Origin of the sequence: Kribbella turkmenica (genome assembly GCF_004348725.1) — a bacterium.
In the GTDB taxonomy this organism is placed as follows: Bacteria; Actinomycetota; Actinomycetes; order Propionibacteriales; family Kribbellaceae; genus Kribbella; species Kribbella turkmenica.
This window is the reverse complement of sequence record NZ_SMKR01000002.1, coordinates 30,637-54,031: the sequence shown is the minus strand read 5'-3', so window position 1 is coordinate 54,031 and position 23,395 is coordinate 30,637. Positions and strand designations below refer to the sequence as shown.

Genomic DNA, 23,395 nt, shown 5'->3' with positions numbered 1-23,395 from the left:
CCCGATGGCATCGAACGCCGAACTGTTCCGCGCGCTGCACCACGGCGGCACGCCGCTCATCCTGCCGAACGCCTGGGATCCGGTCAGCGCGCGGATCGTGGCCGAGGCCGGATTCCCCGCGGTGGCGACCAGCAGCGGCGCGGTCGCCCGCGTGCTCGGGTACGACGACGGTCAGGCGACCCCGGCGGCGGAGATGTTCACCGCCGTCGCGCGGATCGCCCGGGCGGTCGACGTACCGGTGACCGCCGACCTGGAGGCCGGCTACGGTCTGCCGCCGAAGGAGTTCGCCCAGCGGCTGCTCGAGACCGGGGCGGTCGGCTGCAACCTGGAGGACTCGGTCGGCGACGTGCTTGTCGACCCGGCGCGCCAGGCGGACTACCTGGCCGAGGTCCGCGCCACCGCGGGGGCGGACCTGGTCGTCAACGCGCGCGTGGACACCTTCCTGTCCCGCAAGCGCACTGCCGACGCCATCGAGCGGGGGCGCCTCTACCGCCGGGCCGGCGCGGACTGCGTCTACCCGATCTTCGCGCCGACCGACGTCCTCCCGGAGCTCGTCGCCGGGATCGGCGGGCCGATCAACGCGCACGCCGCACCGGACGGCCCGACGGCGGCGGAGCTGGTCGCGGCCGGGGCGATCCGGATCTCGTACGGGACGAGCGTGCACAAGTACCTGATGGGCGTGCTCCGCGACCTCCTGCCCCGGCTCAGTCGAGACCCAGCCTGAGCGCGTAGACGAGGGCCCAGTCCTGGTCGTTGGCCAGCGGGTCGGCGACGTACGCCGGCTGGCCGTTGACGCAGCTCGGGTAGACGAACGCGCAGGTCGCCGTACCGTCGGTCGCGAAGTTGACCAGGTTCGCACGCAGGATCGCGTCGGTGGCCGCATCCAGCCAGGACGCGGCCGCCGGATCGACCAGCTCGCGCGGCCAGGCGGCGTACACGACCGCGCTCAGCGCGGACCAGTAGTGCGGGAAGACGTCGCCCCACAGCCGCAGCCGGCCGAACCAGTACCCGTCCCAGTGCCGGATCGGCACGTGCCGCAGCCGGACGTCGGGCTGGTCGGCGGCGAACGCGGTCAGCCAGCCCAGCCGGCGGTTCAGCTCGCCGCCGTCGATCTGGTCGGGCGCGATCCGGTACGCCGCGACCAGGAGCTCGAGCAGCGGCGCGACCATCGACTGCTCGTAGTTCACCTCGTGCGGCGGCAGTTCGTCGCCGTACTCGAGGAACGTGCGCGCGTGCTCGACGAGCCGGTCGCGCAGCCCGAGTTCACTCAGCAGCGGGCCGAGGTCGAAGGCGAGGAAGTGCGCGCCGCCGAGCTCGTAGTACCGCTCGAGGATGCGGGTCGCGGCAGCCCGATCGCCCTGGCCGAGCAGGAACCGGGCGAACCACGGGAAGTTGTAGAGCCGCACCCGGCCCTGGTGGATGCTGTCGTCCTGCACCGTGCCGTCCGCGTCGACCAGGTGCTCGCGGACGAACCGTTCGTACCCGGCGAGCGCCTCGTCCAGCTCCGCGCGATCGCCCCACCCGCGATCGCGCACCTCTTGCAGCAGGATCGCCATCCCGATCCGTTCGCGCGCGTCCGACCAGTCGCCCCACGCGCCGGACAGCACGGTGAGCCCGCTGTCGTTGTCGTACGGCACGAACGCGAACCTGCGGCTGTCCGCCAGCTCCGGCCGGCGCTGCTTGTCGAGGATGAACCGGACCCGTCGTCCGACGATCTCCTCGAGTGGTTCGTGGAACAGGACAGCGATCCGCGCGGTCCGGTGGCCGTCCGTCGCGTCGACATGCACCACGCCCGGCTCGTCACTGGTGACCTCGGTCGGTCCTGCGCCGGTCAGCTGGATCGTCTGCCCGGTTCGGGCCGCCAGCCGGTCCGCGTCGATCAGGGGTCGCCGGTCCGCGTGGAAGGCGGGCAGGTCGGCGTACCAGGAGAGCTGCCAGGTCCAGCGGTACGACGCTCCCGGGGCGAGTGTGATCGGGGCTTGGCCGCCCATCGCGTGCGGAGCGCGGGCGTGATCGGTGACGTGCAGGTAGAGGTGGCCGCGGATGTTGCTGCCGGTGCCGGCCTCGCGCGACTCGACCGAGTACGCCCACAGCTCGCCCTCCTTGAGCTGCAGGCCGAGCCCGGGTCCACTGCCGTCCATCGGGACCGCCCAGACCCACGCGTCCGCACCGCCCGTCCACACGTGCGCGTGGACCGCCCCGGTCAGACTCTCCCGGCTCGAACGGTAGATGTCGCGGTACGGCGTGCTGATTGCAAGCGACCCGATCTCGACCGGCTCGGCGGTCGGGTTGCGGACCTCGTACGTCTCCGTCCACTGCGCACCGAACCGGCGGCCGACGCGCAGCTCGAGCTCGCCCGGTTGGTACAGAAGGTCGATCCCGGTCTGCCGCCACCGCACCGACGGGGGGTGGTCGAACCGGTGACTGCCCCTGTCGGTGACCATGAAACCCTTGCCCCAGGCGTGCAGCGTGTCGTGCACCCCGCCGTCGTCCTCGAGCAGCACCTGCCGGCCGTCCGGGTGCACCACCCGCTCGACCGCCCCGTCGTCACCGACCTGAACCGTCCCGGCACCGAATCCGAAAATCTCCACGATCGGTCAACCTATCGATGTCGAGGACCGTGCGTCGGCTTCGTCCCCCGGGTGAGAACGACCTCCCGATGGAAAGGATCCGCACCATGACCGCAACCATGACGCCGGACGAGATCGCCGCGATCCTGGCCAAGCCGTACGCCCAGGCGCTGCTCAACGGCAACGAGCCCGCACGCTTGGCGTACACCGCGGTCGACGGCGACCCGCGCGCCATCCCGATCGGTTTCTGGACCGAAGGCTCGCAGATCGTGATGGCGACGACGTCGAAGTCCGCCAAGGTCGCCGCCCTCCGCAAGAACCCGCGCGTCGCCCTCACCATCGACACCGGCGCCTTCCCGCCCAAGGTGCTGCTCATCCGCGGCGCCGCCGAGGTGGAGCTCGTCCAGGGCGTTCCTGAGGGCTACCTGCACGCCGGCCACAAGGTGATGACCGACGAGCAGTACCCCGGCTGGGAAGCCGGCGTGAAGTCCCTCTACGCCGAGATGGTCGTCATCACCGTCACCCCCACCTGGGTCAAACTCCTCGACTTCGAAACCACCATCCCGAAGGCCGTCGAAGACCTCCTCCGGGAGAAGTCCGCGGGCTGACGGGTACCGGGTTCGAGCCCACGCCCTCGTCCGGCAGCTGATCGCCGGCGCCCGTCAGGACCACCACTTCTCGCCGCGGCCCAAGGCGTCGGCGGTCCGGTGGGTGGTGTCGAGGGAGTCGAGCGCGGCGACAGCGTCGTCGTCGAGCTCGAAGTCGAAGACGGCGAAGTTGGCCTCGATGCGTTCGCGGTGGGTGGACTTGGGGATGACCGACAGGCCCTTCTGGACCGCCCAGCGGATGAGGACCTGCGCAGGCGTGCGGCCGACGGCCTCGGCAATGCGGCCGACGACCGGGTCGTCGAGGTGCCGCCCGGTTCCCAGCGGGCTGTAGGCCTGGGTGACCACGCCCGCCTGGTCTCCGGCTTCGACCAGAGCGCGGCGGTACTCGAACGGACTGAACAGGACCTGGTTGACCGCGGGCGGGATCTGGCTCACCTCCAGCAGTTCCTGGAGCTCGTCCGCGCCGAAGTTCGAGATGCCGATCGCCTTCGCCAGGCCGGCCTCGCACGCCTTCTCCATGCCGGACCAGGCCCAGGTCGGCCCACCCTGCGGCCAGTGGATCAGGTACAGGTCGACATACTCGGTGTCGAGTCGCCGCAGGCTCTTCTCCGCCTCGGCGAGCGGGTCCCGGCGTCCCGGGTAGAACTTCGTGGTGAGGAAGATGTCCTCCCGCGGGATGCCGCTGCTCCGGATCGCCCGCCCGACACTCGCCTCGTTCCCGTACGCCTGGGCCGTGTCGATCAACCGATACCCGGCTTCGAGTGCCCAGGTCACCGCCTGCTCACACTGCCGCCCCTCCGGCACCTGCCAGACCCCCAGCCCCATCACCGGGATCTGCGCACCGTTGAAGAGCTCTCGAGTCACCTGAGCGTTGTCAGCAGCCATGCGTCCCTTCTACCACCCACACGCACAGTCGAACCCGAGCACAGGATCCCGTTGTCGTGCAGACCTACAGTTTGTTGGCTCGGCGGATGACGTTCACTACGTCGGACATCATGCCGGTGAGGTCGTAGTCCTTGGGGGTGTAGACGGCGGCTACGCCGGCGGTGCGGAGGGTTCGGGCGTCGGCGTCGGGGACGATGCCGCCGACGACGACGGGGACGTCTTCCAGGCCGGCTTCGCGGAGGCCGGCCACGACCTGGGGGACGAGTTCCATGTGGGAGCCGGACAGGATCGAGAGGCCGACGCAGTGGACGTCCTCGGCGACGGCGGCGGCGACGATCTGGTCGGGGGTGAGCCGGATGCCCTGGTAGATCACCTCGAAGCCGACGTCGCGGGCGCGGACGGCGACCTGCTCGGCGCCGTTCGAGTGTCCGTCGAGGCCGGGCTTGCCGACGAGGAAGCGCAGCCGCCCGCCCAGCTCCTCGGACGTGGCGGCGACCTTGGACCGTACGGCGGCGATCGCTTCACCGCCGCCGGAGACGCCGACGGATCCGGACACCCCGGTCGGCGCGCGGTACTCGCCGAACATCTCCCGCAGGACGCCGGCCCACTCCCCTGTCGTCACGCCCGCACGGGCGCACTCGAGGGTGACCGGCATCAGGTTGCCGCTGCCTTTCGCGACCTCGCGCAGCTTGGCGAGCGCGGTCTCGACCGCCCTGCCGTCCCGCTCGGCACGCCACGTCCGCAGCGATTCGAGCGCGGCGCTCTCGGCGGCCGGGTCGACCGTCTGGATCGCGGTGCCGAGGTCCGCGGTCAGCGGCGACGGCTCGGTGTTCTCGAACCTGTTCACCCCGACGACGACCTGCTCGCCGGATTCGATCCGCTGCCGGCGTCCGGCGTGCGACGCGACCAGCGCCTGCTTCAGGTAGCCGCTCTCGACGGCCGCCACCGCACCGCCCATCGCCTGCACGCGGTCGATCTCCTCGCGCGCACCCGCCACCAGCTCGTCGACCTTCGCCTCGATGACGTGCGAGCCGTCGAAGATGTCGTCGTACTCGAGCAGGTCGGACTCGTAGGCGAGCACCTGCTGCATGCGCAGCGACCACTGCTGGTCCCAGGGGCGCGGCAGGCCGAGGGCTTCGTTCCAGGCCGGCAGCTGCACGGCCCGCGCGCGGGCGTTCTTCGACAGCGTGACGCCGAGCATCTCGAGGACGATCCGCTGCACGTTGTTCTCCGGCTGCGCCTCGGTGAGTCCCAGGGAGTTGACCTGGACGCCGTACCGCAGCCGGCGAGCCTTCGCGTCGGTCACGCCGTACCGGTTGAGGGTGAGGTCGTCCCACAGGCGCACGAACGCGCGCATCTTGCAGGTCTCCTCGATGAACCGCACCCCGGCGTTCACGAAGAACGAGATCCGCTGCACGACGTCGCCGAAGCGCTCCACCGGCACCTGCCCGCCGTCGCGGACCCGGTCGAGTACGGCGGTCGCCGTGGACAGCGCGAACGCGAGTTCCTGGACGGGAGTCGCCCCGGCCTCCTGCAGGTGGTAGCTGCAGATGTTGATCGGGTTCCACTTCGGCATCTGCGCGACGGTGTAGGCGATGACGTCCGTGGTCAGCCGCAGCGACGCGTCCGGCGGGAACGCGTACGTGCCCCGCGACAGGTACTCCTTGACGATGTCGTTCTGCGTCGTCCCGGTGAGCTCGGACGGCAGCGCGCCCTGTTCCTGCGCGGCCACCTGGTAGAGCGCCAGGAGCCACATCGCGGTGGCGTTGATCGTCATCGAGGTGTTCATCTGCGCGAGCGGGATCCGGTCGAACAGGGCTCGCACGTCGCCGAGGTGCGCGACCGGTACGCCGACCTTCCCGACCTCACCCTTGGCCAGTGGGTGGTCGGCGTCGTACCCGGTCTGCGTCGGCAGGTCGAACGCGACCGACAGACCGGTCTGGCCCTTGGCCAGGTTCCGCCGGAACAGCGCGTTGGACTCGGCCGCGGACGAGTGGCCCGCGTACGTCCGCATCACCCACGGTCGATCCTTCGTGGTCGCCATGGACGCGACCCTAGGCCGTCTTTCAGCACGAGTCCTCACCTCGTGACCGGTGTCACCAGGGGTCTGGATCACATCAGGCGATGATCGCCAGCGGGGCCCGCTCGACCCGGAGGATCCGGTGCAGGCGGGTGACGGCGAGGATGCGGACCACCGACGGCACCGGGTGCCGGAGGACGAGTTGCCGGCCCAGGAGCTGGGTCCGGCGGTGGGTCGCGACCAGCAGGCCGAGGCCGGTGGCGTCGACCGCGTCGACCTGCTCGAGGTCCACGATCACGTCGCCGACCGAGGAGTCGATCACGGTGTTCAGGGTCTGCCGGACGTCGCCGACGGAGCGGACGTCCAGGATTCCGGTCAGATGAACGACGTTGTTCGGCGTCGTGATGTTCGTTGCTGTTTGGTCGTGGGTCGGTGCGAGCATGTCCGTGCCCTCCGCTCTCCCGGCGGCCCCCGAGTCATCGGCCGCACTGCAGCGTGCTGCTTGTGATCGTAAAGACTCCCCGGGACCACGAAAGGTTGCCAAGACCTCACGACCTTTTCTTTCGCGCGACAATGGTGTCCGTGTTCGCCGAGCAGTACTTCGTGTTCCCTCTCGTCGCCATCGCCCTGGCCGGGCTGATGGTACTGCTGTGCCGCTGGGCCTTCTCGAAGGCGAAGGGCGGCTCGCTGGTCCGGCGTGTCGACCAGCGCCCGGCGGAGCGGGACTCGTTCGGGCTGCTGATCGACGTCCGGACGGTGCGCACGTACAACGAGGCCCGGGTGAAGGTTTCGATGCTGAAGGACTTCGGCATTACGGCGACCGCGGCCCGGACCAAGGACGGCTGGACGGTGTACGTCTGGCCGCGGGACGAGACCGCCGCCCGCGGGCTCCTCGACGCTCCCTGAGCTCGGCCTCCGCAGGCCGGTCCACCTGGCCGCAGAGCCCCTCGCCCACCGTCCGCCGAGCGTGCTTTGTGCACGGGTCTAGGGTCGGACCATGGGGATTCTGCTCGAGCTCGATCTGACCCGGGGCGTCCTCGAGACGCCGCCCGCCTCGCCGGTCGCCGCGTTCCGTTCGCGGCACCTGCCGACCCTGCGGGAGCTGGTGGCGGCTCTCCGCAAGGGCGCCCGCGACGACTCGGTCGTCGGCCTGGTCGCCCATCTCGGCGGGCAACGGCTGTCGCTCGCCCAGGTGCAGGACCTGCGCGAGGCGGTCGCGGACTTCCGGACGTCGGGCAAGGCCGCGGTCGCGTGGACCGAGTCGTTCGGCGAGACCGGTCACGGCACCGTGCCGTACTACCTGGCGACCGCGTTCGACGAGATCTGGGTGCAGCCGTCCGGCGACCTCGCGATCACCGGTATCTCCGTGCAGGCGGTATTCGTCCGCGCCGCCCTGGACAAGGCCGGCGTGATCCCGCAGTTCGGCAAGCGCCGCGAGTACAAGACCGCCGCCGACACCTTCACCGAGAAGGAGATGACCGAGCCGGCCCGCGAGATGGCGTCGCGGCTGGCGGAATCGGCGTTCGAGCAGATCGTCGAGGGCATCGCGGTCCGGCGGCGGCTCGACACCGCCCGCGTGCGCGAGCTCGTGAACAGCGCGCCCCTGCCCGCGCGGGCCGGGCTCGAAGCCGGGCTGGTGGACCGGATCGGCTACCGCTCCGACGTGTACGACGAACTGCGGAAGGGACTCGGTGAGATCACCCGTCTGCTGGCCGAGCGGTACATCCGCCGCGGACCGCGGACGGTGCACGACCTGCGCAAGCAGCTGCCGTGGCCCCAGAAGCCGTTGGTGGCCGTCGTCCGGGTGTCCGGTGGGATCAGCGTGGGCCGGAACTCCAGCAGCCCGCTCGGTGGGTCCAGCTCCGGGTCCGACACGATCGGGGCCGCGCTGCGCGCCGTCGCGGACAACGACAAGGTGAAGGCCGTCATTCTGCGGGTCGACAGTCCGGGTGGCTCGTACGTCGCCTCGGACGCGATCCGGAACGAGGTGCTGCGGCTGCGCTCGACCGGGCGACCGGTGATCGCGTCGATGGGCAGTGTGGCCGCGTCCGGCGGGTACTTCGTCTCCATGCCGGCCGACGTGATCGTCGCACAGCCGAGCACGATCACCGGGTCGATCGGCGTCCTGACCGGCAAGGGCGTCGTCCGGGACGCGCTCGGCCGGATCGGCATCTCGCAGCAGGCCGTGTCCGAGGGCGAGAACGCGCGGATGTTCTCCGCCCAGGAGGAGTTCACCGACGAGCAGTGGACCCGGCTGGAGGAGACCCTCGACCGCATCTACCAGGACTTCGTCGCCAAGGCCGCCCAGGACCGCGGTCTGCCCGAGGAGCAGTTGGAAGCTTTCGCCCGCGGCCGGGTCTGGACGGGCGCCGACGCGCACGCCCGCAAGCTGGTCGACGAGCTGGGCGGCTTCCAGCACGCGCTGACGATCGCTTGCAACCGGGCGGGGCTCGACCGCGACAACATCGGGCTGGCGACGGTCCCGCACCGGAACCTTCTGGACCAGCTGCGTGCGCCCACGACCACCGACGACCTGGCGGTCAAGGCCCAGCCGCTGACCCTGGACGGCCTGACCACCGGCATCTACAGCGCGCTCGGGCTGCCGCCCGAAGGCCTGCTGCGGATGCCGCTGAACTGGCAGCTGGTGTAGTCCGGCCGACGGTCACTGGCGGCGTTCGCCACCCGGGACCCAGAGGACGTCGCCGCCGGAGGACAGGTTCGCCACCCGGCCGAGGATGAAGAGCAGGTCGGACAGGCGGTTCAGGTACGTGAGCGCGAGCAGGTTGACCGACGGGCCGTGGGCCTCGACAGCGGCCCAGCCGGCCCGCTCGGCGCGCCGGACGACGGTGCGGGCGACGTTCAGGTAGGCGGCGCCCTCGGTGCCGCCGGGCAGGACGAACGAGCGGAGCTTGGTCAACCGGCTGTTGTAGTCGTCGCACCAGCCCTCGAGCCGGTCGACGTACTCCTGGGTGATCCGCAGCGGCGGGTACTCCGGGTTCGGCGTGATCGGGTTGCACAGGTCGGCGCCGACGTCGAACAGGTCGTTCTGGATCCGGGTCAGCAGCATTACCAGCGCGCTGTTCAGGTGCCCGGCGGCGACGGCCACTCCGATCGCCGAGTTCGCCTCGTCCACCTCGCCGTACGCGGCCAGCCGGGGGTCCGTCTTCGAGGTCGTCGAGTTGTCGCCCAGGCGGGTCTCGCCGGCGTCACCGGTCCGGGTGTAGATCCGCGTCAAGTTCACAGCCATGGAAGGACTCTACGCAAAGCCCGTGACACTCAAACGCTACAGTCGACCGGTGGAACGGTTTCGGATCGCGGGTGAGGCACGGCTCGAGGGAGCGGTGGAAGTCGCCGGGGCGAAGAACAGTGTGCTCAAGTTGATGGCAGCGGCCCTGCTGGCGGAGGGTACGACGCTGCTGCGGCAGGTGCCGAGCATCCTCGACGTGACCTTCATGGCCCAGTTGCTGGACACGCTCGGCTGCTCCGTCACGGTGGACCCGGGCGAGCGGACCGCGACGATCGCCGTACCGGGCGAGGTCGGGTACCAGTGTGACTACGAGCTCGTCCGCAAGCTCCGGGCGTCGATCTCGGTGCTCGGTCCGCTGCTGGCCCGCTGCGGCCGGGCGGAGGTGGCCCTGCCGGGTGGCGACAACATCGGCTCCCGCGGACTGAACATGCACGTCGCCGGGCTGGAGGCGATGGGCGCGAAGGTGCACATCGAGCACGGTTTCGTCATCGCCGAGGCGCCGCAGGGCCTGCACGGCGCCGAGATCTGGCTGGACTTCCCGAGCGTCGGCGCGACCGAGACGATCATGATGGCCGCGGTGCTGGCCCGCGGTACGACGGTGATCGAGAACGCCGCCCGGGAGCCGGAGATCCAGGACATCGCCGCGATGCTGGTCGCGATGGGCGCCCAGGTCGACGGCGCCGGGTCGCCGCGGATCGAGATCACCGGGGTGACCGGCCTGCTCAGGCCGGTCGAGCACGTCGTCGTCCCGGACCGGATCGTGTCCGGAAGCTGGGCGTTCGCGGCCGCGATCACCAAGGGTGACGTGACGGTTACGAACGGCCATGCCGAGCACCTCGAACTGCCGCTGGACAAGCTGTCCAAGGCCGGCGCGGAGATCAGCGTGCTGGAGTCCGGCTTCCGCGTGCGGATGAACGACCGGCCGAAGCCGGTGGACGTGGTCACGCTGCCGTACCCGGGATTCGCGACCGACCTGCAAGCGTTCGTGATCGCACTGAACTCGATCAGCGACGGTGCGGCGATGGTGACCGAGAACCTGTTCGAGGGCCGGTTCACGTTCGCGCAGGAGCTGACCCGGCTCGGCGCCCAGATCCAGACCGACGGGCACCACGCGGTCGTCCGAGGCGTACCGCGACTGTCCGGTGCCCCGGTCGTGGCCTCGGACATCCGGGCCGGCGCGGCCCTCGTGCTCGCGGGCCTCGCGGCCGAGGGCGAGACGCTGGTGTCCGCCGCGCACCACGTGCACCGCGGCTACACCGACTTCGCCGGCAACCTGCGCCGCCTGGGTGCGGACGTCACGGTCGAGCCCGACGACGCGGAGATGTACTGGAATTAAGTAGGGTCGGCGCATGACTGAGCGCGTGATCAAGCCCCTCGGCCGTGGTTTCCTCTTCCTGGACTCGCATCCAGCCGGGTGCGCCCGGCTGGTCCGGGATGCGGCCGCCAAGGTCGACCGCCGAGCACCGGAACGCCGGACCGCGCTCGTCATCGGGTCGAGCTCCGGCTACGGCCTGGCCGCGACGATCGCCGGGCTGGCGCGCTACGGGATCGACGGGATCGGCGTGTCCTTCGAGAAGGCACCGACGGCTCGTCGTACCGCGACCGCCGGGTGGTACCGGACCGCCGAGACCGCGGTGCTGGCCGCCGAGTTCGGCCGGGAGTTCCACTTCGTCAACGCGGACGCCTTCGCGGACACCACGAAGACCGAGGTGCTCGACCTGATCGCCGAGCGGTGGGGCGGGATCGACCACCTGATCTACAGCGTGGCCGCGCCTCGTCGCGTCGACCCGCGTACCGGCGAGACCTACCAGTCCGCGCTCAAGGCGATCGGTGCCCCACACACCACCAAGAGCCTCGCCTTCGAGGACGGGCGGCCGGTCCTCCAGGAGGTCGGCATCGACGTCGCGACCGAGGACGAGATCGCCCAGACCGTGAAGGTGATGGGCGGTGAGGACTGGGCCCGCTGGGTCACGGCGCTCGAGGAGCGCCGACTGCTCCTGCCGGGCTTCAACACCGTCGCCCTCACCTACATCGGCTCCGAGCTCACCGGCCCGATCTACCGCCAGGGCTCGATCGGCGCGGCGAAGGCCGACCTCGAGCAGACCGCGCGGACGCTCGGCAAGGACGGCGTCCGGGCGATGACGTCGGTGAACGGCGCCGCCGTCACCCAGGCGTCGTCCGCGATTCCCGGCATCGGGCTGTACGTCAGCCTGCTGCACAAGGTCCTCGGCGACAGCCTGCAGACCCCCATCCAGCAGTCGGTGGCGCTGTGGGACCAGCTCACCGGCGAGGCGCCGTTCGATCTCGACGGCGAGGGCCGCATCCGGCTGGACCGGTGGGAGCTGGCCGACGACGTCCAGGCCGCCGTCCGCGCCCAGTGGGAGGCAGCGACCCGGGACAACATCGCGGATGTCGCCGACGCCGGCTGGTTCCTTTCCGAGGTACGGCGGTTGTACGGCTTCGACGTACCGGGGGTCGACTACGAGGCGCCGACGGAGGTCGACGTGGAGTGGCCGGGCGCTAGAGGGGCTTGAACGAGACCATCTCGAGGACCAGGTCGCCGGCCTCGTCGGAGGCGGCCAGGTCCACGGTCGCAGTGATCCGCCAGTCGTGGTTGCCCTCCGGGTCGTCGATGATCTGCTGGACCTCCCAGTAACCCGGGTGTTCCTCGACGAGGAAGAGCGCGGGGCCGCGGGCAGCCGGGCCGGTGTCGAGGGTGGAGTGCTCCGCGTAGTACGCCGTACCGGCCTCGGCCCAGCGGCCGGCGTCCCAGCCCGCGTCGGCGTCGAGCCGGCCGAGCTCGGCCCACCGGTGCAGCGAGACGAGCTCGACCCGGCGGAACATCGCGTTGCGGACCAGGACCCGGAAAGCCCTGCTGTTCAGGGTGATCCGGCGTGGGCCGGCCGGCGTCGGCTCGGCGACCACCTCGGCCGCCGGGTTCGTCAGCTCCTCCCACTCGTCCAGCAGGCTGGAGTCGGTCTGCCGGACGACCTCACCGAGCCACTCGACCAGGTCGGTCAGGTCCTCGTTCACCTTGTCGGGTGGCACGGTCTGCCGCAGCGCCTTGTAGGCGTCGCTCAGGTAACGCAGCACGATGCCCTCGGACCGGGCCAGCCCGTAGAAGCCGATGAACTCGCCGAACGTCATCGCCCGCTCGAACATGTCCCGGACCACCGACTTCGGTGACAACCCGGTGTCCGCGATCCACGGATGGGTCTGCCGGTACATCTCGAATGTTGCCTCGAGCAACTCGTTGAGCGGCTTCGGCCAGCTCACGTCCTCGAGCAGCTCCATCCGCTCCTCGTACTCGATCCCCTCGGCCTTCATCGCGTTCACGGCCTCGCCCCTGGCGTGGTGCTCCTGCGCCCACAGCACTGCCCGCGGGTCCTCCAGGGTCGCCTCGATGACGGAGACCACGTCCAGCGCGTACTCCGGGCTCTCCGGGTCGAGCAGGTCGAGCGCGGCCAGCGCGAACGTCGACAACGGCTGGTTGAGGCTGAAGTCCTTCTGCAGGTCGACGGTCAGCCGCAGCATCCGGCCGTTCTCGTCCGGCTCGTCCAGCCGCTCGACCACGCCGGCGGTGAGCAGGGTGCGATAGATCTGGATCGCGCGGCGGATCAGCCGGACCTGGGCCCGGGCGTCCTCGTGGTTGTCGCGGAGCAGCCGCCGCATGCTCGCGAACGCGTCGCCGTCGCGGGCGATCACGTTGAGGAGCATCGCGTGGCTGACGCGCATCCGCGACTGCAGCGCCTCCGGCTCGGCCGCGACCAGCCGGTCGAACGTGTCCTCGCCCCAGGTGACGAACCCCTCCGGCGGCTTCTTCCGCTGCACCTTGCGCTGCTTCTTCGGGTCGTCACCCGCCTTGGCCAGTGCCTTCACGTTCTCCACCACGTGATCCGGTGCCTGCACCACGACCGTGCCGGAGGTGTCGTAGCCGGCCCGTCCCGCCCGGCCCGCGATCTGGTGGAACTCCCGCGCCTTCAGGATCCGCTGGCGCCGTCCGTCGTACTTGCTCAGGGCGGTGAGTACGACGGTGCGGATCGGGACGTTGATGCCGACGCCGAGGGTGTCGGTGCCGCAGATGACCTTGAGCAGCCCGGCCTGCGCGAGCTGCTCGACCAGCCGGCGGTACTTCGGCAGCATGCCGGCGTGGTGGACGCCGATCCCGTGCTTCACCAGCCGCTGCAGCGTCCGGCCGAACCCCTTGCTGAACCGGAAGCCGCCGATCAGCTCGTTGATCTTCTCCTTCTCCTCCTTCGAGGAGACGTTGATGCTGGTCAGCGCCTGGGCACGTTCGAGCGCGGCGGCCTGGGTGAAGTGGACGACGTACACCGGCGCCTGGTGGGTGGTGAGCAGTTCCTCGAGCGTCTCGTGCAGCGCGGTGGTGACGTACTTGTAGATCAGCGGCACCGGGCGCTCGGCGCTCGACACGATCGCGGTCGGCCGGCCGGTCCGCCGCGACAGGTCGATCTCGAACCGCTCGACGTCGCCGAGGGTCGCGGACATCAGGACGAACTGCGCGTTCGGCAACTCGAGCAGCGGCACCTGCCAGGCCCAGCCGCGGTCGGGCTCGGAGTAGAAGTGGAACTCGTCCATCACCACCTGGCCGACGTCGGCCGCGGCGCCCTCGCGGAGCGCGACGTTGGCGAGCACCTCGGCGGTGCAGCAGATGATCGGGGCACCGGCGTTCACCGCCGCGTCGCCGGTCAGCATGCCGACCTTGTCGGCCCCGAAGACGTCGCACAACGCGAAGAACTTCTCCGATACCAGCGCCTTGATCGGCGCGGTGTAGAAGGTGCGCCTGCCGTTGGCGAGCGCCGAGAAGTGCGACCCGGTGGCGACCAGGCTCTTGCCCGAACCGGTCGGCGTCGACAGGATCACGTTCGACCCGGTCATCACCTCGATCAGCGCCTCCTCCTGCGCCGGGTACAGCGAGATCCCCTGCTCCCCCACCCAGCTCGCGAAGGCGTCGTACAGGGCATCGGCGTCGGTGCTCGCCGGAACTCTCTCGGTCAGCGTCATCGCGACCCATTGTCCCCGACGACCGTTCGGCTCGGCGAACGGGCCGTTCGGCGCTGCAACAGCTGCAACTCGTTGAGGTTATATCTATTCAGCGGTGACTTGGCAGAATGAATACTTCCTGGTGGCGCCGAGCAGGCGCGAGTGTGCTGGTGATGGCGGTGGGCGCGGCGGGCCTGGTGGACTCCGCCGCCCCGGACGGAGCGGCGGACGGACCGGCGGCGGCGAGCCCGGCGGGCGGGCACGGGACGCGGCTGGTGACGACGTGGGGTGCGAGCGACGACATCGCCGGCGGGCCCCTGACCGACATGACCGTGCGGAACATCCTGCGGACGAGCGTCGGTGGATCGGACCTGCGGATCAGGTTGTCGAACGCCCACGGCGACCAGCCGCTGGTCACCGACTCGGTGTACGTCGGCCGGCACCAGGCCGGTGCGACCGTCGTCGCGGGGACCAGTCGGCGGCTGACGTTCGGCGGGAAGACGTCGGTGCGGATCCCGCCGGGTGGCCTCGCGATCAGTGACCCGTTGCCCGGCCCGGTGCCGGCGCAGACCAGCCTCACGGTGAGTCTGCACGTGGTCGGCACGACGGGCGTGATCACGGCCCACAACCGGGCCATGCAGCACAGCTACAAGTCGGTCTCCGGTGACCACGCGGCCGACGAGTCGGCCACGGCGTACCAGACCGAGTCCTCGGCGTGGTTCTTCCTCAACGCCGCGATCGTGAGTGCGCCGCAGCAGGTGGCGACGGTGGCGACGCTCGGCGACTCGATCACCTCGTCGGTCGGTTCGACGATCGACACGAACCGCCGCTGGCCGGACGTGCTGGCCGACCGGTACGCCGAACTGCCCGAGCACCGGCGGCTCGCCGTCTCGAACGAGGGGATCTCCGGCAACCGGGTGCTCAACGGCGTCGCGAAGGCCGGCAGTGCGGGGCCGAGCGCGCTGGCCCGGCTCGACCGGGACGTGCTGACGAAGCCCGGCGTACGGACCGTTCTGGTGCTCGAAGGGATCAACGACATCTATGCCGGCGCGACCACGGCCGAACTGATCGACGGCTACCGGCAGTTGATCACCCGCGTGCACGCCTCCGGACGGTGCGTCGTCGGCGGGACGATCACGCCGGTCGGCGGCTCGTTCGTGTACACGCCGGAGAAGGAGGGCGTCCGGCAGGCCGTCAACACCTTCATCCGTACCAGCGGTGAGTTCGACGGCGTGGTCGACTTCGACGCCGCCACCCGGGATCCCGCCGATCCCAGCCGGCTCCGGACGGCGTACGACGGGGGTGACGGCCTCCACCCGAATGACGCCGGCAGCTACGCGATGGGGCATGCCGCGGACCTGGACACCTTGCGCTGCGACTGAGAAGAGCCGAGCGCACCGTCCCCTCGGACGGTGCGCTCGGCATCCAGGGCTACTTGCGGCCCTGAGCGGACATCGCTTCTTCGTACTCGTGGCGGATCGCGTCCCCACCGGACTTCCGCCAGTCGGCGACGGCCTCGTCCCAGGCGGCGGGCTTCGCCCGGCCGAGCTGGATGTCCTTGGTGAGGGCGTCCATGCGGCTGGTGAAAACCTTGCCCTTGGTGGACTCGGTCGGCGAGTAGAGCCCGTACGTCGACGGCAGCACCGCGGTGGGCAGGACCGCCTCGAGATGTGCGTAGGCCATGTCGACCGCCTCCGGATGCCCGGGGAAGTAGACCGGGTAGCCGCCGTCGGCCAGGTACTGGATCGGGAACTCGCCCAGGCAGACCTCGCTCTGGCCGGCCTCGGTCAGCACCGGGTCGGTGCCGTTCAGCGTGTAGTGCCGACCGGCCTGCCCGAACTTGCGGAACAGGTACTCCTCGGTCCCGAACGGCGCGGCCATCCAGTTCAGCACCCCGAGCAGCATCTTCGTCCGCTCGGGCGAGCTGGGTTTGATCGCCGCGATCGAGTTGTTCGGCTTGCCCAGCAGGACCCGTCCGGTCTTGCCCGCGGCGTTGCGGACGACCGGGATCGTGATCGCGAACTCCTTCACCACACTGCGCCGGTAGAAGCTCTGGATCGACGAGTAGGTGTCCTGCGTCATCACCGCCGACCCCTGGCTGAACCAGACCTTCTGGTTGTGCTTCGCCACCCCGTCGGGATGGATCAGCCCGTCGGAGGCCATCTGCTGGGTGATCACCAGCATCTCCTTGTGTTCCGGGAGTTCCCAGCTGTGCACCAGCCGGCCGTCGCGAACCTCCCAGTCCCTCGGCAGCCCCAGCATCGCGCTCAGCGCCCACCGGGGCGGCACGGCGAACGCCCACCGTTTCTTCTTCTCGTCGGTGACCGTCCTGGCCACCTTGACCAGCTCGTCCAGGTCGGGCGACCCGAGCTCGACCCCGAGCTTGTCGAGGATGTCCTGCCGGGCCAGCAGCAGGTCGGTCGACATCACCCCGCGCTGGATCGGGACCGCCCGGATGCCGCCGGAGTACACGCACCCGCGCCAGGACTCGGTGGACAGGTTGGCCAGGAACGGGTAGTCCAGGATCGCGTCGCCGGACAGGTACTCCGTCAGGTCCTGCGCCCGCGCCTCGAGGAACTGCGGCAGGTAGGCGAACGCCGAGTCGACGTTGAACAGGTCGCCGAGGGTGTCGCCGGCCACCGACGTCGCGAACTTGTTGGGATAGTCGGCCGCGGACGAGATCGTCAGCGCCAGCGGTGAGCCGAGTCGGCGGTTCAGTTCCTGCCAGTACGGGTTGCGGTCCGCGGTCGGCGGGATCGGGTTGGACGTCGGCGCGGTGCCGGAGATGTCGCTGCCGTCACCGGGTGAGCCGTCGGTCGTCCGGACCGGCCGGTCCGGGAACCGGTAGAAGCAGTCCGGCATCAGTGGGTGGCTTCGCGGCAAGTCCGGCTTCGGCCCGTCGAACCGCTTGTACGTCGGCAACGCCACCGGCCTGTTCAGCGCCGCGATGTCGGTCGACCTGGTCACGGTCGCGCAGCCGCTCAGGCCACCGGCCGTGGCGACCGCCGCCAGCGATCCACCGAGGAGGGTTCGTCGGCTGATCATGCTCATCCCTTCACCGCCCCGGTCAGCATGCCCTTGGCGAAGTGCCGCTGGAGGAACGGGTAGACGATCAGGATCGGTACCAGGGACACCACCAGGATCGCCATCTGGATCGACTCCTGCGGCGGGAGCTGGTCGGCACCCGCCCCACCGAGGTCACCGCTGCTGAGCTCGGTGTTGTTGACCACGTACGTGCGCAGCACCAGTTGCAGCGGCCACTTCGCGGTGTCGCTGATGTAAAGCATCGCGCTGAAGAACGCGTTCCAGTAGCCGACCGCGTAGAACAGCCCGATGACCGCGAGGACGGCGCGCGACAGCGGCAGCACGATCGACCAGAAGATCCGGAAGTCACCGGCACCGTCGATCCGGGCCGAGTCGACCACCGAGTCCGGGATGCCCATGAAGAACGCCCGCAGGATGATCACGTTGAAGCCGCTGATCGCGGTCGGCAGGATCAGTGCCAGCAGCGAGTCGAGCAGGCCGAACTGCTTGACCACCAGGTAGTTCGGGATCAGGCCGGGGCTGAACAACAGGCTGAACAGCACGATCATCAGCATCGGCCGCTGCCCGAAGGAGCCCGGCCGGCTGAGCGCGTACGCCAGCATGGTGGACCCGACAAGGCTGATCAACGTGCCGCCGATCGTGATCACGAAGCTGACGCCGAGCGCCCGCAGGACCACGCCGCCGTTGAAGATCGTCCGGTAGGAGTCCAGGTTGATGCCGTCCGGCCAGAGGACGAAGCCGCCGGAGTTGGTCACGTGGGCCTGGCTGGCGATGCTGGTCGAGATCACCCCGATGAACGGCACGATCACCACCACGCAGCACAGCACCAGCACGACGCCCTTGATCACCCGCACCGGGATCGCGGGATTGTCCTCGATCCCCTGGGACCGGCCGGGCGCCCGAACCGGTCGTTGCAGATTCGTCGTGGTCATGGGGCCTCCCGGCCTGGACTGAGGGGTGGAGGGAAAGCAGCGACTGGAGCGACGGAAGGCCGGGAGCCGAGGCCCCAGGATCCCGCCGGCGCCGACGGCCCGGGCAGAAAGGCAGTCATGATTTGCGATACACCCCCGCCTCGCCGAAGACGTGCGCGATCTTGTTGGCGCCGATCACCAGGACGACGGCAACCAGACCCTTCACCAGGCCGACCGCGGCCGACACACCCCATTGACCTGCGAGGACGCCGTTGTTGTAGACGTAGGTGTCCAGGACCTCACTGGCCGGTCTGCCGACCAGGTTCTGTTGCAGGATGATCTGCTCGAAGCCGACGGTCAGCGAGTCGCCGAGCCGCAGGATCAGCAGCAGGATGATCAGTCCGCGGATCCCCGGCACGGTGACGTGCCACAGCTGCCGCAGCCGCGAGGCACCGTCGACCCGCGCGGCCTCGTACAGGCCGGGGTCGATCTGGGTCAGCGCGGCCAGGAACAGGATCGTCCCCCACCCGGTGTCCTTCCAGATCACCTGGCTGGTGAGCAGCGCGATGAAGCTGTCGGGGTTGCCGAGGAAGTCGATCGTCTCGATGCCCTGGGACCGCAGCACGTTGTTGATCAGGCCGCTGCCGCCGAGGATCTGCTGGAAGATCGCGATCACGATCACCCAGGAGAGGAAGTGCGGCAGGTACAGCACCGACTGGACGACCCGCTTGATCCGCTCCGACAGCAGGCTGTTCAGCAGCAGCGCGAGCGCGATCGGTGCCGGGAGGACGAAGACCACCTGGACGAGCGTGATCAGCACCGTGTTCTTCAGCGCGTTCAGGAACTCGGCGTCGCCGTTGAAGATGACCGCGAAGTTGTCCAGACCGACCCACGCGCTGCGGCCCATCGGCACGAACGGCAGGTACTCCTGGAACGCGATCAGGTTGCCGAGCAACGGCAGGTAGTGGAAGGCGAGCAGCAGGCCGAGACCGGGGACGGCCATCAGCAGCAGGACCTTGTCCCGCCTGGCGCGCGCCCACCACGACAGCGACGGCTTGCCGGTCGGCGGTGAGGATCTGCCGGTCGCGCTGGGGCCCGGGGGTCCGGAACCGGTCGCGCCGGCCTGATCGATGTGGGTGGATTTGTCGGCTTGCGGGCTGAGGATTCCGTCTGTTCGAGCCACGCAACACTCCCTGCGTCGTCGGTGAACGCAGCGCTCCCTCGGGGCGGAGAACGCTTTCCGTCCCCCCGGGGAACGATCTTGGCGCGTCTTGGCGACGAGCGCAGCCCGCGTGGTGCGTCGTGGCCGGAATCGGCCAGTCAGAGCGAAGACTCGACCGGAAATCGGACGAACCGCGCTGTCGCCGGAAGCGTCTCCGGCGATCAGCGCGGTCCGTGCCCGCAGGTGTGCTCGGTGTCCGTCAGGGCTTGTCGTACGGGAACGACGGCAGGACGCCGATCCGGTCGTACTCCATCCGGGAGTCGTCGAACCCGTCCTCCCAGCTGACGTTCTCGAAGGTGTCGCACGGTCCCGCCGACGGCCCGTGGTACGGGTCGTTCTGGGTGTTCGTCACCTTCACGTCGGAGAACGCGAACCCGCAGCCGCCGAAGTCCATGTGCACGCCGTACGGCTTGCTGTCCGGCATCGACGGATCGGCGTTGGCGTCGTCGATCACCAGCTGCGACACCGCCGCGTCCGGCGTGTACGGCGGTTGGTTGCGTACGCCGTACGCGTAGAACGGACCGGTGTCGCCGCTGTCCTTGGCCAGGTGCGACAGCCGCACGTGGTGGACGGTGTTGCCGCCGGCGTAGTTGTCGGCGTTCGGGATCTCCGGCCGCGACTCGATGCTGATGCCGTACCGGGCGCCGTGCTCGACAACCGTGTGACTGATCTCGTTGCGGCCGCTGTTCATGATCTCGACGCCGGCCGAGTCGCCCGGGACCAGCTCGCCGACGTGGTGGATGTAGTTGTTGGTGAAGACGTTGCTGTGGGCAAGGTCGCCCTCACCGGGCCAGCCGCCCTCGACCTTGATGCCGTCGTTGCCGAGGTGCTCGAACAGACTGTCCGAGACCGTCGTCCGCTCGTTCGCGAACAGCAGCTCGACCGCGGTGAAGCCGGTCTGCCGCAGGTGCATCCGGGTCAGCGTGACACCGCGGGTGTTGGTCAGCGTGATCGCGCCCCACCGGTTCCGCGGGAGCTCGATCTGGGTGTCGTACTTCGGGTACTTGTGCCGGAACCCGGACCCGCCGGTGCCGTTCCAGCCGTAGCGGTACCACTCCGTGAAGTCGGTGTGCTGGATCGCCAGACCGTCGAGGGTCAGGTTCTCCACTCGCCGGTTCGCCGACACACCCTTGATCGAGAACACCTCGGCGACCGTCGGCCGCCGCACCTTGACGCCGTCCATGGTCCCGCCGCGCGGCTTGTAGTACAGCTGCTTCGCCGGGTAGTCCAGGTAGTACTCGCCGTCTTGGTCGAGCAGACTGAGCGAGTTCTGCACGAAGTACCGCGATCCGCCGCCGGAGTTGACGAACCCGTACCGGGCCGGGTAGATCAGCGTCGTCCGCCGCTTGGTGTGGTTGATGTCGAGCAGCGGCACGGTGTCGGTGAACCATGACCACGAGCCACCCGACCAGACCGTGACCTGCGCCGGCCACGACGTCCCGAGCCGCAGGTCCCAGGACGGGTCCCAGTCGCCGGCGTTGAAGCCGAGCTGGTCGCGGACCGCCTCCTTGGTCGGGTCGAACAGGATCGAGCGCAGGTACGGCGCCCACTCGTCGTCCGACCGCCGGTTGGGATAGCGGGCCGTGGTGGCACGCTTCCCGTCGGCGTACAGCGTGTGGAACGGCTTGTCGATGTCCACCGGCGCCTTGAAGATGCCGTCCTTGTACGGCGTCCAGCCGGTGACCTCCGTGGCGCCCTCGAACACCGCCTTCCCCGGACCGTCCACGCTCCGGTAGGTCGTTCCCGAATCGCGGTCGTCGAAGGTGATCGTCTGGTCGACCCGATACGTTCCGGCCCGCAGGTTGACCACCGGCGCGCAGTCGAGCTTGCGGACCCGCAGGGTGTCGCGGGCGTGCTCCACCGTCTTCCACGGCTTGCGTTCCGTCCCCGGCCCGGCGTCGTCGCCGGCCGGTGACACCCAGAACGAGGGGCATCCGCCGGTGTGCGCGGCGGGTTTCGCGCCCAGCGCGGTGCCTGCGCCGATCACTCCGAGAGCCAGACCGATGACCACTCCACCCAGTACACGCATCTGACTCACCGCCCCGCCACGTCGTACGGGAAGGACGCCAGCACGCCGATCTTGTCGTACTCCATCTTCGCGGCGTCGAAACCCTCGGCCCAGTTGGCGTTCGTCACCTGGTTGCACCTGTACGACTGGTACTTGTCATCGGTCACCTGGCCGACCTCGATGTTCGCGAACGAGAATCCGCAACCACCGGCGTCCATGTGCACACCGCGGGTACCGCTGTCCGGCATCGAGGCATCCGGGATCACATCGGTGATCACCATCTGCTCCACCGTGTTCTGCACCGGATGCGGCTCCTGGTTGTCCACGCCATAGGTGTAGAACGCACCCATGTCGCCACTGTCCAGCCCCGTCTCCTCCAACCGGATGTACTTGAAGCTGTTGCCGGACGCGTATTGCTCACCGTCCTTCACCTCCGGCCGCGACTCCAGACTGATGCCATAGCGCGCACTGTGCTGGACGTGGACGTTCGAGACCGTGTTGTCGCCGGTGTCCATCAGCTCGATCCCGGCCGCGTCACCCGGCACCAACTCGCCGACATGGTCGATGAAGAGGTTGCTGAACGTGTTGTGGTTCGAGACGTCACCCTCGCCCGGGTAACCACCCTCGACCTTGATCCCGTCGCCGCCGATGTTCTCCAGCAGGCTGTCGGTCACCGAGACGTGGTCGTTGGCCGCCAGCAGGTAGACACCGTGGTAGCCGGTGTCGCGCAGGTGCAGTCCGGTGAGGTCGACGTTGCGGGTGTTGGTCAGCGTGACCGAGCCGAACCGGTTCCGGGTCATCTCGATCTGCCGGTCGTACTCCGGGTACTTGTGCTTCTGACCGGAGTCACCCGCACTGATCCAGCCCGACCGGTACCACTGCATGAAGTCGGTGCCGGCGATGCCGAGCCCCTTGAACGCGACGTCCTGCAGCCGGCGGGCCGGGGAGACTCCGGCCAGCGACAGCACCTCGGTCTGCGTCGGCCGCAGCACGCGCTTGCCGTCCATCGTGCCGCCGCGCGGCTTGTAGTACAGCTCCTTAGCCGCCCAGTCGAGGTAGTACTCGTCCTCGGCGTCGAGCAGGTCGAGCGAGTTCTGGACGAAGTACCGCGAACCGGCCCGGGAGTTGATCATCGCGTACCGGGTCCAGTAGTCCAGGATGACCTTGTTGTCCTTCCAGTCCGCGTTCTTGATCGGCACCGTGTCGGTGAACCAGCTCCAGGAGCCGCCGGACCAGATCATCAGCTGCGCCGGCCAGTCGGTGTAGCTGTTCAGGTTCCAGGTCTCGTCCCAGTCGCCCGCGGTGTAGCCGACCTGGTCGCGGACCGCCTCCTTCTCCGGCTCGATCAGCACCGACTCCAGGTACGGCGCCCACTCCTCGTCGGACCGCCGGTTCGGGTACCGCGCGGTGGTGGCGCGTTCGCCGTCGACGTACAGCGTGTAGAACGGCTCGTCGGCGTCCACCGTGGCTTTGAAGATGCCGTCCTTGTACGGCGTCCAGCCGGTGACCTCCCGCGCTGCCTGGAGCACGGCCTTCCCGGGCCCGTCGGCGCTCCGGTAGACGACCTTGTGTCCGTTCGACCCGGAGTCGCGGTCGTCGAAGGCGATCGTCTGGTCGACCTGGTAGGTCCCCGCCTTCACGTTGACCACCAGGTCACAGGACAGGTGCCGGTTCCACCCGCGCGTGCGGATGGTGTCACGTGCGTGTTCGATCGTGCGCCAGGGCTTCGACTCCGTGCCCTGGGCCGAGTCCTTGCCGTCCGGTGCGACCCAGAACGACCGGCAGCCCGTCTGCTCGGCGGGTTTCGCGCCGAGCGCGGTGCCTGCGCCGATCACTCCGAGAGCCAGACCGATGACCAGTCCACCCACTACTCGCATC

The 23,395-nt window shown here is 69.4% G+C and carries 18 protein-coding genes; 7 read left to right on the top strand and 11 right to left on the bottom strand.

Annotated features, from left to right (window positions below; translation table 11 throughout):
* Window positions 1-4: 4 nt before the first annotated feature.
* Entirely contained in the window at window positions 5-724 is a 720-nt protein-coding gene (locus E1218_RS00780) for an isocitrate lyase/PEP mutase family protein (RefSeq protein WP_132315113.1), read from the top strand.
* Here the strand turns inward: E1218_RS00780 and E1218_RS00775 are convergent.
* Window positions 705-2,591, bottom strand: a complete 1,887-nt coding sequence (locus E1218_RS00775) for a hypothetical protein (protein ID WP_233711911.1) — start codon at window positions 2,589-2,591, stop codon at window positions 705-707. The genes E1218_RS00780 and E1218_RS00775 overlap by 20 nt on opposite strands.
* A gap of 86 nt (window positions 2,592-2,677) precedes the next feature.
* On the opposite strand from E1218_RS00775, the gene E1218_RS00770 reads away from it, so the two are divergent.
* A complete protein-coding gene (locus tag E1218_RS00770; protein ID WP_233711910.1) occupies window positions 2,678-3,178 on the top strand; it encodes a pyridoxamine 5'-phosphate oxidase family protein in 501 nt (166 codons plus the stop codon).
* A 54-nt stretch (window positions 3,179-3,232) separates the two neighbouring features.
* Here E1218_RS00770 and E1218_RS00765 read toward each other — a convergent pair whose 3' ends face one another.
* From E1218_RS00765 to E1218_RS00755, 3 genes are all read right to left on the bottom strand, one after another.
* On the bottom strand, window positions 3,233-4,063 hold the full coding sequence (locus tag E1218_RS00765; protein WP_132315109.1) for an aldo/keto reductase: 831 nt from the start codon (window positions 4,061-4,063) through the stop codon (window positions 3,233-3,235).
* A gap of 64 nt (window positions 4,064-4,127) precedes the next feature.
* Complete coding sequence (locus tag E1218_RS00760) at window positions 4,128-6,107, bottom strand: protein meaA (protein ID WP_132315107.1); 1,980 nt, start codon at window positions 6,105-6,107, stop codon at window positions 4,128-4,130.
* Between the two features lie 73 nt (window positions 6,108-6,180).
* On the bottom strand, window positions 6,181-6,525 hold the full coding sequence (locus tag E1218_RS00755; protein WP_132315105.1) for an STAS domain-containing protein: 345 nt from the start codon (window positions 6,523-6,525) through the stop codon (window positions 6,181-6,183).
* A gap of 131 nt (window positions 6,526-6,656) precedes the next feature.
* On the opposite strand from E1218_RS00755, the gene E1218_RS00750 reads away from it, so the two are divergent.
* Together E1218_RS00750 and sppA are read left to right on the top strand one after the other, a co-directional pair.
* Window positions 6,657-6,989, top strand: a complete 333-nt coding sequence (locus E1218_RS00750; RefSeq protein ID WP_132315103.1) for a hypothetical protein — start codon at window positions 6,657-6,659, stop codon at window positions 6,987-6,989.
* Window positions 6,990-7,080: 91 nt separating this feature from the next.
* Window positions 7,081-8,733: a signal peptide peptidase SppA gene (gene sppA, locus E1218_RS00745; RefSeq protein WP_132315101.1), complete on the top strand. Its 1,653-nt coding sequence runs from the start codon at window positions 7,081-7,083 to the stop codon at window positions 8,731-8,733.
* A gap of 12 nt (window positions 8,734-8,745) precedes the next feature.
* On the opposite strand, the gene E1218_RS00740 is transcribed toward sppA, so the two are convergent.
* Window positions 8,746-9,330, bottom strand: coding sequence for a cob(I)yrinic acid a,c-diamide adenosyltransferase (locus tag E1218_RS00740; protein WP_132315099.1), 585 nt, complete (start codon window positions 9,328-9,330; stop codon window positions 8,746-8,748).
* A 49-nt stretch (window positions 9,331-9,379) separates the two neighbouring features.
* On the opposite strand from E1218_RS00740, the gene murA reads away from it, so the two are divergent.
* Together murA and fabV are read left to right on the top strand one after the other, a co-directional pair.
* Window positions 9,380-10,666, top strand: a complete 1,287-nt coding sequence (gene murA, locus E1218_RS00735; RefSeq protein ID WP_132315097.1) for a UDP-N-acetylglucosamine 1-carboxyvinyltransferase — start codon at window positions 9,380-9,382, stop codon at window positions 10,664-10,666.
* 13 nt (window positions 10,667-10,679) lie between these two features.
* Window positions 10,680-11,864, top strand: coding sequence for an enoyl-[acyl-carrier-protein] reductase FabV (gene fabV, locus E1218_RS00730; RefSeq protein WP_132315095.1), 1,185 nt, complete (start codon window positions 10,680-10,682; stop codon window positions 11,862-11,864).
* On the opposite strand, the gene E1218_RS00725 is transcribed toward fabV, so the two are convergent.
* Window positions 11,851-14,352 (bottom strand): DEAD/DEAH box helicase, encoded by a 2,502-nt coding sequence (locus tag E1218_RS00725; protein WP_132315093.1) that lies wholly within the window; start codon window positions 14,350-14,352, stop codon window positions 11,851-11,853. The genes fabV and E1218_RS00725 overlap by 14 nt on opposite strands.
* A 107-nt stretch (window positions 14,353-14,459) precedes the next feature.
* Here E1218_RS00725 and E1218_RS00720 point away from each other — a divergent pair, with 107 nt between their 5' ends.
* A complete protein-coding gene (locus E1218_RS00720) occupies window positions 14,460-15,713 on the top strand; it encodes an SGNH/GDSL hydrolase family protein (RefSeq protein ID WP_132315091.1) in 1,254 nt (417 codons plus the stop codon).
* A gap of 49 nt (window positions 15,714-15,762) precedes the next feature.
* Here the strand turns inward: E1218_RS00720 and E1218_RS00715 are convergent, their stop codons facing one another.
* The 5 genes from E1218_RS00715 to E1218_RS00695 form a co-directional block, all read right to left on the bottom strand.
* A complete protein-coding gene (locus E1218_RS00715; RefSeq protein WP_132315089.1) occupies window positions 15,763-17,382 on the bottom strand; it encodes a type 2 periplasmic-binding domain-containing protein in 1,620 nt (539 codons plus the stop codon).
* Complete coding sequence (locus tag E1218_RS00710) at window positions 17,379-18,308, bottom strand: carbohydrate ABC transporter permease (RefSeq protein WP_132315087.1); 930 nt, start codon at window positions 18,306-18,308, stop codon at window positions 17,379-17,381. The genes E1218_RS00715 and E1218_RS00710 overlap by 4 nt, the downstream gene beginning before the upstream one ends.
* 115 nt (window positions 18,309-18,423) lie before the next feature.
* Window positions 18,424-19,470 carry an ABC transporter permease gene (locus E1218_RS00705; protein WP_233711909.1) on the bottom strand — a complete coding sequence of 349 codons (1,047 nt, stop codon included), beginning with the start codon at window positions 19,468-19,470 and terminating at the stop codon, window positions 18,424-18,426.
* Between the two features lie 238 nt (window positions 19,471-19,708).
* Complete coding sequence (locus E1218_RS00700; RefSeq protein ID WP_132315085.1) at window positions 19,709-21,538, bottom strand: right-handed parallel beta-helix repeat-containing protein; 1,830 nt, start codon at window positions 21,536-21,538, stop codon at window positions 19,709-19,711.
* Between the two features lie 5 nt (window positions 21,539-21,543).
* The gene (locus E1218_RS00695; RefSeq protein WP_132315083.1) at window positions 21,544-23,394 is read right to left on the bottom strand and encodes a right-handed parallel beta-helix repeat-containing protein; all 1,851 of its coding nucleotides are present in this window, start codon (window positions 23,392-23,394) and stop codon (window positions 21,544-21,546) included.
* Between the last annotated feature and the right edge of the window lies 1 nt (window position 23,395).

What these genes read in the sequence shown, in the direction of transcription:
- E1218_RS00740 (WP_132315099.1), bottom strand. Translation starts at nt 9,330, where the DNA reads ATGGCTGTGAACTTGACGCGGATCTACACCCGGACCGGTGACGCCGGC.
- E1218_RS00710 (WP_132315087.1), bottom strand. Translation starts at nt 18,308, where the DNA reads ATGACCACGACGAATCTGCAACGACCGGTTCGGGCGCCCGGCCGGTCC.
- E1218_RS00770 (WP_233711910.1), top strand. Translation starts at nt 2,678, where the DNA reads ATGACCGCAACCATGACGCCGGACGAGATCGCCGCGATCCTGGCCAAG.
- E1218_RS00760 (WP_132315107.1), bottom strand. Translation starts at nt 6,107, where the DNA reads ATGGCGACCACGAAGGATCGACCGTGGGTGATGCGGACGTACGCGGGC.
- fabV (WP_132315095.1), top strand. Translation starts at nt 10,680, where the DNA reads ATGACTGAGCGCGTGATCAAGCCCCTCGGCCGTGGTTTCCTCTTCCTG.
- E1218_RS00715 (WP_132315089.1), bottom strand. Translation starts at nt 17,382, where the DNA reads ATGAGCATGATCAGCCGACGAACCCTCCTCGGTGGATCGCTGGCGGCG.
- E1218_RS00700 (WP_132315085.1), bottom strand. Translation starts at nt 21,538, where the DNA reads ATGCGTGTACTGGGTGGAGTGGTCATCGGTCTGGCTCTCGGAGTGATC.
- E1218_RS00725 (WP_132315093.1), bottom strand. Translation starts at nt 14,352, where the DNA reads ATGACGCTGACCGAGAGAGTTCCGGCGAGCACCGACGCCGATGCCCTG.
- E1218_RS00695 (WP_132315083.1), bottom strand. Translation starts at nt 23,394, where the DNA reads ATGCGAGTAGTGGGTGGACTGGTCATCGGTCTGGCTCTCGGAGTGATC.
- E1218_RS00755 (WP_132315105.1), bottom strand. Translation starts at nt 6,525, where the DNA reads ATGCTCGCACCGACCCACGACCAAACAGCAACGAACATCACGACGCCG.
- E1218_RS00720 (WP_132315091.1), top strand. Translation starts at nt 14,460, where the DNA reads ATGAATACTTCCTGGTGGCGCCGAGCAGGCGCGAGTGTGCTGGTGATG.
- sppA (WP_132315101.1), top strand. Translation starts at nt 7,081, where the DNA reads ATGGGGATTCTGCTCGAGCTCGATCTGACCCGGGGCGTCCTCGAGACG.
- E1218_RS00780 (WP_132315113.1), top strand. Translation starts at nt 5, where the DNA reads ATGGCATCGAACGCCGAACTGTTCCGCGCGCTGCACCACGGCGGCACG.
- E1218_RS00765 (WP_132315109.1), bottom strand. Translation starts at nt 4,063, where the DNA reads ATGGCTGCTGACAACGCTCAGGTGACTCGAGAGCTCTTCAACGGTGCG.
- E1218_RS00750 (WP_132315103.1), top strand. Translation starts at nt 6,657, where the DNA reads ATGGTGTCCGTGTTCGCCGAGCAGTACTTCGTGTTCCCTCTCGTCGCC.